Below are 12163 nucleotides of genomic sequence, written 5' to 3' on the forward strand. Positions count from 1 at the left end.
GTGGGCGCACGGCGCGTCGGCCGCCATGAAGCGCTTTTCACCGCCGTCGCGGCTGCCGCTGGTGCGACATGTTTCGGTTCATGGACGCCACGCAGTCCCACATGGGCGCCAGCGCGTCCTTCTACCAGCCGCGGCGGTCGGTTTACTTCGCGGCCTCGCGACTCGCCGGGCCTCGGCCGCGGCGGACCATCGTCGGGCCGTACTCCACCGACAGCGTGGTTTCCTCGTAAGTGCCGGGGTCGACGACTCCGATCTCCCCGGCCTCGCCGCCGTACTTCCGTGCCTCGTCGTCCGAGAGCCGCTGGACCCAGTAAAGGTTGGCGTCGGCGAAGCCGCCACGGTAGCTGTGCGTCTCGTTGCCCATGGCGCCGCGGCTCTCACGCTCTTCGGCGCGTTCGGCGAGAATCCGGGCCATCGCCGCCGAGGGTGCGCGGACGATCAGACCGTGCCAGATGCGCCGGTCCTGCCAATGGCTGTCGTTGCGGCTGGCAACCGGGACAAAGCGCCAGAGCGGCATTGCTGGTCTCCTCATAACAGGGTCATTGCCGACACTTCGCGGATAGCGCAAGGCGGCGGCCGGAGCAAGGAGGAGGCGGTGACTGGGGCCGTAGTCAACTCTCTTTTAATCAATTTCTGTGAATATCCAGCTTCGACATCGAATGTCGGGCTTCGATGCACGTGGTTTTGCGGTCCGGCGCCAGAATCATACGACACGCAGGGGCGGACATGGACGACCTCCTAAGCGAATTCCTGACCGAAACGAACGAGAGCCTCCAGCTTCTCGATACGGAGTTGGTCAAGCTGGAGCAGAACCCCGATTCGCCGGACCTTCTCGATAATATCTTCCGGGTCATGCACACCATCAAGGGAACTTGCGGCTTCCTCGGCCTGCCGCGCCTTGAGGCGGTCGCGCACGCCGGGGAAACGGTTCTCGGCAAGGTGCGTGAGGGGGAGCTGACCATCAATGCCGAGCGCGTGTCGATGGTGCTGGAATGCCTCGACCAGATCCGCGAGATCCTTGCTTCGCTGGAAGAGACGGAGGCCGAGCCGGAGGGCGACGACGCGGAACTGATCGCCCGGCTGGAGAACCTTGTCGAGATTGCCGAGGGTAAGGCGCCTGAAGGTGAGTGGGAGGCTGCCGCCGACCCGGTGCCGGCCAAGCCGGACATTGGTGAAGATGCTGAGGTGGAATGGCCCGCCATGGACGACGGCGTCGAGGCGAAAACCGCTGAGGTGGCGGAACAGACGACGGCGGCGCGGACGCCTGACCAGCCGGCTGCAGAGGCTGAGGCCGGGGAAGCGACTCAATCCCAGCCCGAGGCTGCCGCCCAACCGGCGCCGGCGCCCGCGCCCGCGGCGGAGAGTGCCGGCTCGCCGTGCCAGCCGAAGGCGCCTGCCGAGCGGGAGGGGGCGCGTGAATCGAACGTGGCGAACCAGTCGATCCGGGTCAGCGTCGAACTGCTCGAAAACCTGATGACGACGGTTTCAGAGCTGGTGCTGAACCGCAATCAGCTCCTGCAAATCCTCCGCAATCAGCGCGAGAGCGAGTTCGCCGCGCCCCTGCAGCGCCTGAACCACGTCGTTTCCGAACTGCAGGAAGGGGTCATGAAGACCCGCATGCAGCCGATCGGTAACGCCTGGTCGAAGCTGCCACGCATCGTCCGCGACCTGGCTCAGGAGCTCGACAAGAAGATCGAGCTGAAAATGAAGGGGGAGGATACCGAGCTCGACCGGCAGGTTCTGGAGCTCATCAAGGATCCGCTGACCCACATGGTTCGGAATTCCGCCGACCATGGCCTTGAAGAGCCGCGCGACCGCCTGAATTCGGGCAAGCCGGAAATCGGGACGATCGCGCTCAACGCCTTCCACGAGGGTGGGCACATCATCATCGAGATCGCCGACGACGGCCGCGGCCTCAATGTCGAGAAGATCAAGAACAAGGCGATCCGCAATGGCCTGACATCCGAATCCGAGGTTGCCGGCCTGTCCGAGCAGCAGATCCTCCAGTTCATCTTCAAGCCCGGCTTCTCTACCGCCGACCAGGTGACCGCCGTTTCCGGCCGCGGCGTCGGCATGGATGTCGTGCGCAGCAATATCGAGCAGATCGGCGGGACCATTGAACTGTCCTCCCGCGAGGGCGAGGGGACGAAGTTCACGGTGAAGATCCCGCTGACGCTGGCCATCGTGTCCGCCCTCATCGTCGAGTGTGCGGGAGAACGCTTCGCCATGCCGCAGCTTTCCGTGGTGGAACTGGTGCGTGTGAAGGGTGGCAGCGACAACGCCATCGAGCGGATCAAGGATACGCCGGTCCTTCGCCTGCGCGATCGCCTGCTGCCGCTGGTCAACCTGCGCGAACTGCTTGGACTGGGCGCGGGCGAAGAAGAGACGGCGGAGGCTGGCTCCGGTCATGACGCGGATACCGGCGAGGAAACCGACGGCTTCATCGTCGTCAGCCAAGTGGGCACTTACAGCTTCGGCATCATTGTGGACCGCGTGTTCGATACCGAGGAAATCGTGGTCAAGCCGGTCGCCAAGATCCTGCGCAACATCCCGCTGTTCTCCGGTAACACCATCTTGGGCGACGGTCGCGTGGTGATGATCCTGGATCCCAACGGCATCGCATCTGCAAGCGGCGAGCTTACCTTGGCCGAGGGCGAGGAAACGGACATCGCCAAGCGCACCCAGGAACGCGACGAAGAGGATGTGGCGATGCTGGTGTTCCGCTCCGGCGACAACTCGCCGAAGGCCGTGCCGCTCGGCCTTGTGGCGCGTCTGGAGGAGGTCGACATGGCCAACGTCGAAACCTCCAATGGGCAGCGCGTGGTGCAGTACCGCGGTCAGCTCATGCCGCTGGTGGAGATGGAAAGCGCCCATGGCCTGGAGGGCGAAGGCAAGCGCCCGGTCCTGGTGTTCACCGACCGCGAGCGTTCCATGGGGCTGGTGGTCGACGAGATCGTCGATATCGTCGAGGAGCCGATGCGCATCGAGCTGACCGGGGAGCGTCCCGGCTATCTCGGCAGCGCGGTCATCGCCGGCAAGGCAACCGACGTGATCGACGCCGGCTATTACCTGACGCAGGCGTTCAGCGACTGGTTCCATTCCGAAGCCAGCAAGGGCGACGGCGCGGGCGACGGCAAGCGGGTGCTGTTGATCGACGACAGCCCGTTCTTCAGGAACCTGCTGGCCCCGCTGCTGGACGTTGCCGGTTACGAGGTGACCACGGCCGAGAGTGCGGATGCCGCACTGGGACTCTGCGATTCGGGCGAGGACTTCGACGTCATCGTCTCGGACATCGAGATGCCGGGCATGAGCGGCTACGAGCTGGCCGAGACGCTGCGCGGCAAGACCCGCTGGTCGCGCACGCCGCTGGTGGCGCTCTCCTCGCATGCTTCGCCGCAGGACATGGAGCGTGGCCGCGCAGCCGGATTCTGCGACTACGTGGCGAAGTTCGACCGCGAGACGCTTCTCGACACCCTGCATGAAACGCTGAACGGCGACTTCGCCGAAACACGAGGTGCCGCATGACCGAGACCGCCAACGAGAACTTCGCCCACAAGGCCGGCCGGGGAGGTTCCAGCGACTATGTGACGTTCACCATTGCCGACCAGCTTTTCGGTATCCCGGTGTTGCAGGTGCAGGACGTCCTGGCTGACGGCGATATCACCCGCATTCCACTCGCGCCGCCAGAGATCGCGGGGGCGCTGAACCTGCGCGGGCGCATCGTGACGGCGGTGGATGTGCGACTTCGCCTGGGTCTGCGTTCGCGTGCGGACGAGGGAGAGAACATGTCCATCGTCGTCGATCACGGTGGCGAGCTTTATAGCCTCATGGTCGACGACGTTGGTGAGGTGCTCAGTCTTCACGCGAAGGACTTCGGCCGCAATCCGCCGACGCTGGATCCCAAGTTCCGAGAATTCTCCGAGGGGATCTATCGGCTCAAGGACAAGCTGATGGTGGTTCTCGATGTCGAGCGGCTGCTCGATTACGACGGTGCGCAGGCCGCTTGAATGCCAGAGGCCGGTTCATGAAGCGATGCTTGATCGTGGACGATTCCAAGGTCGTCCGCACGGTCGCCCGCAAGATCGTCGAGGGTCTCAATTTCGCCATCGATGAAGCCGTGAACGGGCAGGAGGCGATCGAGGCATGCAGGATAAGCATGCCCGATGTCATCCTGCTCGATTGGAACATGCCGGTCATGTCGGGAATCGATTTCCTGCGCGCTCTGCGCGCCATGGCGGACGGCGAGCGGCCGGTCGTGGTGTTCTGCACGACCGAGAACGACATGGCGCACATACAGGAAGCGCTGGGTGCGGGCGCCAATGAATACATCATGAAGCCATTCGATAGCGAAATCGTGGAAACGAAGTTCGCCCAGACAGGGTTGTTATGACATGACACGGGCCGACGGCGGCCGCGAACCCGGCGGTCGTGGCGGGGGAGAGCCCTACAGGGTGATGGTGGTCGATGACTCCGCCGTCGTTCGCGGGCTGGTCACGCGCTTTATCGAGCAGGACCCCGAGATGCGCGTCGTTGCCTCGGTCGGTAACGGCCAGCGCGCGATCGAGGCCTTGCAGCGCCATGAGACCGATGTCGTCGTTCTGGACATCGAGATGCCGGTCATGGATGGTCTGACGGCGCTGCCGAAACTGCTGCGCGCCCAGCCCGGCGTCCAGGTCATCATGGCTTCCACGCTGACGAAGGCGAACGCCGACGTCTCGATCCGGGCGCTTAACGCCGGGGCGGCGGATTATGTCGCCAAACCCAGCACGGGCGGCCTGCATTCCAAGGCGGATTTCCAGGAAGAGCTTCGCAGCAAGGTGAAGGCGCTGGGCGCCGCGCGCCGTAAGGCCGCAGGCAGCCCGCCGCTGGCATCGGCTAGGGACGTGCGCAGCCGGCCCGGGGTGAACGTCTCCAAGCCGAAGCCGGTCGTGGCAAGTGCCGGTAAGGCCACTGTACGCCGGGCACCGCCGGACCTGCCGCCGCAAGTGATCGCCATCGGCTCTTCGACGGGCGGGCCGCAGGCGTTGTTCCAACTTTTGGGCGGGCTCGACCCCGTGTCCCAGCCGATCCTGATAACCCAGCACATGCCGGCGACCTTCACGGCGCTGCTTGCCGAGCATATCGCAAGGCAGACTTCGATGCCCTGTAGCGAGGCGAAGGATGGCGAGCCATTGGTGGGCGGCAAGATTTATGTCGCCCCCGGCGGGCATCACATGCTGGCCGAGCGTAGGGGCGGGGGCCTCTACCTTCGTCTTTCGGATGCGCCGCCGGAGAATTTCTGCCGGCCTTCCGTGGATCCGATGCTGCGCAGCCTGGTGGACGTCTATGGCAGCCGGATCCTGGCGGTCATTCTCACCGGTATGGGCAGCGACGGCTGCAAGGGGTGCGGCATCGTGGTCGAGGCCGGCGGCCACGTCATTGCCCAGGACGAAGAAACGTCGGTCGTATGGGGGATGCCCGGCGCGGTAACCCGCGCCGGCTTGGTGTCGGCGGTGCTGCCGCTGGCCGAAATTGCCCCCAAGATCCGCAAGATCGCGGTGAGATCGGCAGCATGAACCCGCAGGATTTCGAAAAGCTGGCCGCCCTGCTGCACGGACGATCCGGTCTCGTCCTTGGAAGCGACAAGGCGTATCTGGCCGAAAGCCGCCTAGGCCCGGTGGCGCGCCAGTGGCAGTACGTCGATGTTCACGCGCTGATCCGCGCGCTGGCGCGGCGCGAGGGCAGCGGTGCGGATGCGCGGCTGCTGGACGACGTTGTCGAGGCGATGACAACCAACGAGTCGTTCTTCTTTCGCGACAACAAGCCGTTCGATCAGTTCCGCGAATTCGTGCTGCCGGCACTCATGTCCGCACGCAGCACGAGCCGCAGTATCCGTATCTGGTCCGCAGCTTGCTCCAGCGGGCAGGAGCCCTACTCGCTTGCCATGATCCTGAAGGAAATGGGGGCGCGGCTCGAGGGCTGGAACATCGAAATCTTGGGTACCGATATATCGCGGGCGATTCTCAAGCGGGCGCGCGATGGGATCTATTCGCAACTGGAGGTGCAGCGCGGGCTGCCTATCCAGCTTCTCGCTAAGTACTTCGATCAGCGCGGCGACCAGTGGCAGGTCAAGGAAGAAATCCGCCACATGGTGCAGTTCCGCGAGCACAACCTACTGGGCGAGCCGCCGGCGGCGGGCCGTTTCGACGTCGTCTTCTGCCGCAACGTCCTGATCTACTTCGATCAGGCGACGAAGGCCCAGGTTCTTGCCAAGGTCGCGAAGGCCATGGCTGGCGACGGCTACCTGACGCTGGGCGGCGCGGAAACCGTGCTGGGGGTTTCCGACCACTTTCGCACGATTCCGGAACAACGTGGCCTGTACGGCCGCGCGGATGCACCGACCACAGTCGCCGCGTCGGGCACCTGACAGAGCCGTGCAGCGGCGCGCCGCCAGCCTTTGCGCAAGCCCGACCGTTGAAAAACACTACGCCGTGGCAGCGGTTTTCTCGGTCTCCTTGGCCTTGCTGCCGCCGCGCGGGCCTTCGGCCGATTCCGGTTTGGCGTCGTCCGTGCTGGGCCGCTCCTCGTAAGGGTCTCTCAGCATGTAGCCACGCCCCCAGACGGTTTCGATATAGTTTTCGCCGCCGGTGGCGTTGGCCAGCTTCTTGCGCAGCTTGCACACGAAGACGTCGATAATCTTCAACTCCGGTTCGTCCATGCCGCCGTAGAGATGGTTCAGGAACATCTCCTTGGTCAGCGTCGTCCCCTTGCGCAGGGACAACAGTTCCAGGATGCCGTATTCCTTGCCGGTCAGATGTAGCGGTTGTCCCTGCACCTCCACCGTCCGGGCATCCAGGTTCACCGCCAACTTGCCGGTGCTGATGATGGAATCCGAGTGCCCCTTTGAGCGGCGGACGATGGCCTGGATGCGGGCGATCAGTTCCCGCTTGTCGAAGGGCTTGGTGAGATAGTCGTCGGCCCCGAAGCCCAGCCCCTTGATCTTGTCGTCCAGGCCGGACAGGCCCGAAAGGATCAAGATCGGCGTTTCGATCTTCGCCGCCCGCATCCGCCGCAGAACCTCATAGCCGTCGATATCCGGCAGCATAAGGTCGAGGACGATGATGTCGTAGTCGTAAAGCTTCCCGATCTCCAGGCCGTCCTCGCCCATATCGGTGACGTCGCAGATGTAGTTTTCAGACCTGAGCATCGTTTCGATGCTCTGCGCCATGGCGCTGTCGTCTTCGACGAGGAGGACACGCATAGCCTCTCCCTCCAACGGTACATATCGCTCGCGATCGATAGGCTAACCCTATTAACCAATATCGGAAAGGTTCGTTAATGAAGAGTTGATATCGCGATTTTTACGTATCCTTAAAGTCGTCCGCCCCACACTTCGCGCCGAAGCCCAGGCAGGGCCGTACGGATGGCGGGGAAAGGGCCGTTGACGGGGACGCCAGCGCTGAAAATCTTCCTGGACGAGGTTGAGCAGCTTCCCGCGGAGCGGCAGTACGGCCGCGTGTCCTCCGTGCTTGGCATGCTGGTCGAGGTCGCCGGCCTGGACCGTGTACTCTCCATTGGCGGACGCTGCGACGTGATTGCGCGCGGCGGCCGGCGCGTACCCTGCGAGGCTGTCGGCTTCCGTCATGGCCGGGCCCTGCTGCTGCCATTCGGGTCGTTGCAGGGTGTGGGGCTTGGCTGCAAGGCGGAGCTGACGGTCGCGGAACCCACCGTCCGTCCGACGGACGCCTGGCTCGGCCGGGTCGTCAACGCGCTCGGCGAGCCGATCGACGGCAAGGGCCCGCTGCCGCAGGGGCGGGATGCCTACCCACTGCGCGCCGCGCCGCCGCCGGCGCACGGGCGCGGGCGCGTCGGTGGCAAGATCGATCTCGGCGTTCGGGCCATCAACACTTTCCTGACATGCTGCCGCGGACAGCGCATGGGCATCTTCGCAGGCTCCGGCGTCGGCAAGTCGGTGCTGCTTTCGATGCTGGCGCGCTATACGGCCGCCGATGTCAACGTGATCGGCCTGATCGGCGAGCGCGGGCGCGAGGTGCAGGAGTGGCTGGAGGACGAACTGGGGCCGGAAGGTCTGGCGCGCTCGGTCGTCGTGGTCGCGACCTCCGACGAGCCGCCGCCAACCCGTCGGCAGGCCGCATATCTGACGATGGCGCTGTCGGAGTATTTCCGAGACCGTGGCCGCGACGTACTCTGCCTCATGGACTCGGTGACGCGCTTTGCCATGGCGCTGCGCGAGATCGGCCTTGCGGCTGGCGAGCCGCCGGCCAGCAAGGGTTATACGCCCTCCGTCTTCGGCGAGTTGCCGCAGGTACTGGAACGCGCCGGCCCCGGCACCGACAAGGGATCGATCACCGGCCTGTTCACCGTGCTGGTGGAGGGTGACGACCATAACGAGCCGGTGGCCGACGCCGTGCGCGGCATCCTGGACGGACATATCGTGCTCGAACGCGGTATCGCCGAGCGCGGACGTTATCCGGCCATCAACCTCTTGCGCTCGATCTCGCGGACCATGCCGGCCTGCAATTCCAAGGCGGAGAACGAGCTGATCACCCAGGCCCGGCGACTGCTGTCGACCTATGAGGACATGGGTGAGCTGATCCGCATCGGCGCCTACAAGGCGGGCAGCGATCCGCAAGTCGATCAGGCGATTCACTACAATCCGCGCCTGGAAGCTTTCCTCGGTCAGGACAAGTCCGAGCGCGCAGGTATTGAGGACGGCTATGCACAGCTGGCCGCCGCGCTCGACATGCCTTGGCAGACTGGTGCCGCGACGACTGAGGGAAATGCCGACGCTGGCGCCAACGAGGCTGGCGGCGAGGCCTCGGCCCAGCCAGCGCAACAGAAGCCGCGTCCGGCCCGGCGCAAGGCGCGCCGGAACGGCGGGGGCGGTGAATGAAGCCGCTGGAGCAGCTTGTCCGCATCAGCCGCTGGCGGCTGGACGAGAAGCGGCAGAAACTGACGGACCTGGAGCGTCTCAGCGAGCGGCTGCGCGCCGACCTGGAGCGCCTTGACGAGGGCCTGGCCAAGGAGGGTGAAATCGCTGCGCAGGACGAATCGGCGCGGCCTGCATTCTCCAACTTTCTAGAGGCCGAACTGGCCAGAAAAACGCGTTTGCAAAAATCCATCGAGGACATCGACCGCGAGGTCGAGGCCGCGCGCGACGATCTTGCCGACGCCTTCCGTGAATTGAAAAAATACGAACTGGCGAAGACCAGCCAGGACGAGCGCGCGCGCCGGAGGCAACTTCGCACGGAACAGGCCACGCTCGATGAGCTTGGCACCCAGCTTCATCGTCGCAGAAGCAGCGACCAGGATAACGGCGCGTCCTGATCGAAAGCTCAATTAGATGACGACGCCGTGGGTGCCGCTTTCGGCCTGCGGAACCGGCAGGAACTTCCAGCTTGTGTCGGCCGCGAAACGCAGCCGTCCCGACAGTCCGCCAAGAGCCGCGGCCCGCTCGTGCGCGGCGCGGAGGTCATCGCGCAGCGTGTCCGAAAGCGGTGCGTAGCTTCGCAGGATCAACTCCAGGCGATTGCCGTTGATCAGCCCTTCCAGTTGCAGCGGTCCGAGTTGCGGCAGTTCCGCCTCGACGATAAAGCGGCGCGCGACCCGGCTGTCGCCACTGTCGTCGGGTGGCCGCAGGAAAAGGCGCAGTGGCCGGACGGCCCCGCCGGTCAGGATGGGCAGCACGAACACTCGCCAATCGGCGGAGTCGGTGCGGGCAAGGCGGCTCAACTTGGCGAAGTCGTTCTCTAGCCGCTGGGCAAGGTCGTCGCGTCCGGCCTGGGCAAGAGCGCGACGCAGACCGGCGCCAAGCCAATCTCGGGCGTCGCCGCGCAGCAGGGCCGCGATCATTGCCAGCATGCCGGCCGCCAGCGTCGGCCCGGATCTTGGCAGTAAGGATGGCCAGCCGTCGTCGGGACTGCCGGCCCGGAAACCGAATTCGAGGGCCTTTATCGCTTCGTTCAAGGCAGGCCAGATGCGGGTCAACGCGGCCGCCTCGTCACCGTCGCCAGGGTAAGCCGTCCCTGCTTGACCGGCCGCGGGCATATTTGGAGCTGAGGCCGCGCCGTTCGCCTCAATCACCTGAAGGATATAGGCCTGGATCTGGGCGCCGACCGGGCGAAGCTGCATGACGACGGTGCTGCCCTGCCTCGGCCGGATATGCGTGGACAGCGCAAGGACACCGTCGGTACTGCGCACGAGGAGATGCCCCTGGCTGTCATGGCCGATAACCGTTGCCCGGAGCGTGGTCCCGGGCGCGGCGCGAAGGCCCGGCGGAGCCTCGCGCACGTAGGCGGGAATCCGTTGCGTGGCTTCCGCCGAGGGATCCACCGGCGGGGCGTGGCCGCGATAGGGGAGGACACCGCTCATGCCTGTTCGAGCTCCAGAAGGTTGGCGGCAATGGCTTCGACGTCTTGGGCGGCGGGTGCGTTCGGGTTGCGGGCCAGAAGCGGGGTTTGCCGGCGGATTGACTCGCTGACCCACGGATCTCGCCGCACAACGCCGAGCAGCGGCAGCTCGATATGCAGGAAACTCTCGCACGCCTTGCGCAGCGCACCGTAGGTCCGCTCGCCGTCGCTGTGCGAGCGCGCCTGGTTGACGACCACGCGCAGGTTGGTATCGGGACGCTTCTGCTTGGTGATCTTGATGAAGGCGTATGCATCCGTCATCGACGTCGGCTCGTCGTTCACGACGACGATGCCCACCCCGGCGTGTGTGGCCAGCGCGCGTACCGTGCCGTCGATACCCGCGGCAAGGTCGAGGATGACCCGGTCATAGTTTGGGGCGATCGCGCTAAGTGCGCGGCCCAGGCTGTCGGCCTGCCGCGGTGTCATCGTGGCGAGGCCGCCGGAGCCCGAACGGCCGGCCAGGACAGCGAAGCCGCCCTCGGTCACCTCGTGTATCGCGTCCGCCATGGCAAGACGGCCGGTGATGACACGTGTCATGTCGTGGACCGGATCGAGACCAAGCTGTACGTCGACGTTCGCCATCCCCAGGTCGCCATCGAACAGAAGCGCGCGGTGGCCGGCCCTGGCCAGGGCATGTGTCAAGGTGATCGAGAACCAGGTCTTGCCGACGCCGCCCTTTCCGGAGGCGACGGCGAGGATCTTGCGCCGCACCTGCATGTTCTGCTGCCGCGATATTATTGTTGGTGTTTGTTGGGTCATGTGCCGGCTCCATTCGCCACGGCGGGAGAGGTTAGCTCCGGCTCGTCGCCCGCCTCTTCCGGCAGTATCAGCTTGGACAATTGGACTGGGTTTACGGGGCGGAGTCCGCCGCCGATGGTCGGCGCGGTCCCGAGGCCCATCAGGGTCAGGTCCGCAGCGTGGGCGGCACTCAGAACGCCGCCAAGGCGTCGGGTCGCGTCAAGTTTGGTTGCGATCAGGCGCTGGGCGCCGGCCTCCGCGTAGGCAATGGCAAACTCAGCGGATTCCAGGGGATCGCCGCCACCCTGCAGCACCAGGACTCCCTCGGCGCCGCTGAGTTCCAGCCAGTCAGCGGTCTCGCGCATGGCGTCGCCGTCGAACGGGCTGGCCCCGATGGCGTCGATAACGACGAAGTGGTTATCCGGACAGGCGGACACCGCCCGTTTCAGGCTTTCGGCGTCGCGGGCTTCCCGCAATTCGGCGCCCAGGGCCTCGGTGAACGCGGTCACCTGTGCAAGCCCGCCGGCCTTGCCGGTGTCGAGCGTGATCAAGGTTGCCTTCTTGCCGCGCACGCGAACCTGCGCGGCCAGCTTGGCCGCTGTCGCCGTCTTGCCGGCGCCCGGCGGCCCCAGCAGCAACAGTGGCCGTTCGGTCGGCCCCTGCGGCGGCGGCATGAAGCGGAGTTCCAGGTCCAGTGCGCTTGCCAGCGCCATCGTAGGCGTGCCGCCGTCCATATTGCCCGCGGCCGTCATCAGGCGGTCCGACAGACCGACAGGGACGCGGTGATACTCCAGCGCCTCGCTCAGCCGGTTGAAGGCATCGAGGCCGTCGTCCCCGTCGAAGATGCCGGGTTCTTCCAGCTCCTCATTCAGGGCCGCCGTGATGCGGACCCCGTTGCCCTCGGGATCGTCCTCGGTCGAGAGGATGATTGCCTCGTCGCCCAAGCGCTCGCGCACTTGCTCCATGGCTTGGGGCAGGGAATCCGCGATGAACGTTTTCAGCCGCATGTCCGCTCA

Annotated in this window: 12 protein-coding genes; 7 read left to right on the forward strand and 5 right to left on the reverse strand. The window is 65.4% G+C overall.

Going from position 1 to position 12163, the window contains the following annotated elements; genetic code table 11:
* Positions 1 to 142 precede the first annotated feature (142 nt).
* Complete coding sequence (locus DRB17_RS00090) at positions 143 to 517, reverse strand: hypothetical protein (RefSeq protein WP_114580135.1); 375 nt, start codon at positions 515 to 517, stop codon at positions 143 to 145.
* A gap of 209 nt (positions 518 to 726) precedes the next feature.
* On the opposite strand from DRB17_RS00090, the gene DRB17_RS00095 reads away from it, so the two are divergent.
* The 5 genes from DRB17_RS00095 to DRB17_RS00115 are packed head-to-tail and all read left to right on the forward strand — an operon-like array spanning position 727 to position 6406.
* The gene (locus DRB17_RS00095; RefSeq protein WP_114580136.1) at positions 727 to 3525 is read left to right on the forward strand and encodes a hybrid sensor histidine kinase/response regulator; all 2799 of its coding nucleotides are present in this window, start codon (positions 727 to 729) and stop codon (positions 3523 to 3525) included.
* Complete coding sequence (locus tag DRB17_RS00100; RefSeq protein WP_114580137.1) at positions 3522 to 4007, forward strand: chemotaxis protein CheW; 486 nt, start codon at positions 3522 to 3524, stop codon at positions 4005 to 4007. The genes DRB17_RS00095 and DRB17_RS00100 overlap by 4 nt, the downstream gene beginning before the upstream one ends.
* Positions 4008 to 4024: 17 nt before the next feature.
* Positions 4025 to 4390 carry a response regulator gene (locus tag DRB17_RS00105; protein WP_114580138.1) on the forward strand — a complete coding sequence of 122 codons (366 nt, stop codon included), beginning with the start codon at positions 4025 to 4027 and terminating at the stop codon, positions 4388 to 4390.
* Position 4391: 1 nt separating this feature from the next.
* Entirely contained in the window at positions 4392 to 5555 is a 1164-nt protein-coding gene (locus DRB17_RS00110) for a protein-glutamate methylesterase/protein-glutamine glutaminase (RefSeq protein WP_241503691.1), read from the forward strand.
* Entirely contained in the window at positions 5552 to 6406 is an 855-nt protein-coding gene (locus DRB17_RS00115) for a CheR family methyltransferase (RefSeq protein WP_114580139.1), read from the forward strand. The genes DRB17_RS00110 and DRB17_RS00115 overlap by 4 nt, the downstream gene beginning before the upstream one ends.
* Positions 6407 to 6463: 57 nt before the next feature.
* Here the strand turns inward: DRB17_RS00115 and ctrA are convergent, their stop codons facing one another.
* Positions 6464 to 7240: a response regulator transcription factor CtrA gene (ctrA, locus tag DRB17_RS00120; protein WP_114580140.1), complete on the reverse strand. Its 777-nt coding sequence runs from the start codon at positions 7238 to 7240 to the stop codon at positions 6464 to 6466.
* A gap of 204 nt (positions 7241 to 7444) precedes the next feature.
* Here ctrA and fliI point away from each other — a divergent pair, with 204 nt between their 5' ends.
* Together fliI and DRB17_RS00130 are read left to right on the forward strand one after the other, a co-directional pair.
* Positions 7445 to 8893: a flagellar protein export ATPase FliI gene (gene fliI, locus DRB17_RS00125; protein WP_421778275.1), complete on the forward strand. Its 1449-nt coding sequence runs from the start codon at positions 7445 to 7447 to the stop codon at positions 8891 to 8893.
* On the forward strand, positions 8890 to 9327 hold the full coding sequence (locus DRB17_RS00130) for a flagellar FliJ family protein (RefSeq protein WP_114580142.1): 438 nt from the start codon (positions 8890 to 8892) through the stop codon (positions 9325 to 9327). Before fliI ends, DRB17_RS00130 begins: the two co-directional genes overlap by 4 nt.
* Positions 9328 to 9339: 12 nt before the next feature.
* Here the strand turns inward: DRB17_RS00130 and DRB17_RS00135 are convergent, their stop codons facing one another.
* From DRB17_RS00135 to DRB17_RS00145, 3 genes are read right to left on the reverse strand one after another with little or no spacing between them, the layout of a single operon-like run.
* Positions 9340 to 10371, reverse strand: a complete 1032-nt coding sequence (locus DRB17_RS00135; protein ID WP_114580143.1) for a hypothetical protein — start codon at positions 10369 to 10371, stop codon at positions 9340 to 9342.
* Positions 10368 to 11168, reverse strand: a complete 801-nt coding sequence (locus tag DRB17_RS00140) for a MinD/ParA family protein (RefSeq protein WP_241503693.1) — start codon at positions 11166 to 11168, stop codon at positions 10368 to 10370. The genes DRB17_RS00135 and DRB17_RS00140 overlap by 4 nt, the downstream gene beginning before the upstream one ends.
* A complete protein-coding gene (locus tag DRB17_RS00145) occupies positions 11165 to 12154 on the reverse strand; it encodes a flagellar biosynthesis protein FlhF (protein ID WP_114580145.1) in 990 nt (329 codons plus the stop codon). Before DRB17_RS00145 ends, DRB17_RS00140 begins: the two co-directional genes overlap by 4 nt.
* Positions 12155 to 12163: the final 9 nt, after the last annotated feature.

Origin of the sequence: Ferruginivarius sediminum (genome assembly GCF_003344765.1) — a bacterium.
GTDB classification, from domain to species: Bacteria; Pseudomonadota; Alphaproteobacteria; order Kiloniellales; family Rhodovibrionaceae; genus Ferruginivarius; species Ferruginivarius sediminum.

What these genes read in the sequence shown, in the direction of transcription:
- DRB17_RS00090 (WP_114580135.1), bottom strand. Translation starts at nt 517, where the DNA reads ATGCCGCTCTGGCGCTTTGTCCCGGTTGCCAGCCGCAACGACAGCCAT.
- DRB17_RS00095 (WP_114580136.1), top strand. Translation starts at nt 727, where the DNA reads ATGGACGACCTCCTAAGCGAATTCCTGACCGAAACGAACGAGAGCCTC.
- DRB17_RS00100 (WP_114580137.1), top strand. Translation starts at nt 3,522, where the DNA reads ATGACCGAGACCGCCAACGAGAACTTCGCCCACAAGGCCGGCCGGGGA.
- DRB17_RS00105 (WP_114580138.1), top strand. Translation starts at nt 4,025, where the DNA reads ATGAAGCGATGCTTGATCGTGGACGATTCCAAGGTCGTCCGCACGGTC.
- DRB17_RS00110 (WP_241503691.1), top strand. Translation starts at nt 4,392, where the DNA reads ATGACACGGGCCGACGGCGGCCGCGAACCCGGCGGTCGTGGCGGGGGA.
- DRB17_RS00115 (WP_114580139.1), top strand. Translation starts at nt 5,552, where the DNA reads ATGAACCCGCAGGATTTCGAAAAGCTGGCCGCCCTGCTGCACGGACGA.
- ctrA (WP_114580140.1), bottom strand. Translation starts at nt 7,240, where the DNA reads ATGCGTGTCCTCCTCGTCGAAGACGACAGCGCCATGGCGCAGAGCATC.
- DRB17_RS00130 (WP_114580142.1), top strand. Translation starts at nt 8,890, where the DNA reads ATGAAGCCGCTGGAGCAGCTTGTCCGCATCAGCCGCTGGCGGCTGGAC.
- DRB17_RS00135 (WP_114580143.1), bottom strand. Translation starts at nt 10,371, where the DNA reads ATGAGCGGTGTCCTCCCCTATCGCGGCCACGCCCCGCCGGTGGATCCC.
- DRB17_RS00140 (WP_241503693.1), bottom strand. Translation starts at nt 11,168, where the DNA reads ATGACCCAACAAACACCAACAATAATATCGCGGCAGCAGAACATGCAG.
- DRB17_RS00145 (WP_114580145.1), bottom strand. Translation starts at nt 12,154, where the DNA reads ATGCGGCTGAAAACGTTCATCGCGGATTCCCTGCCCCAAGCCATGGAG.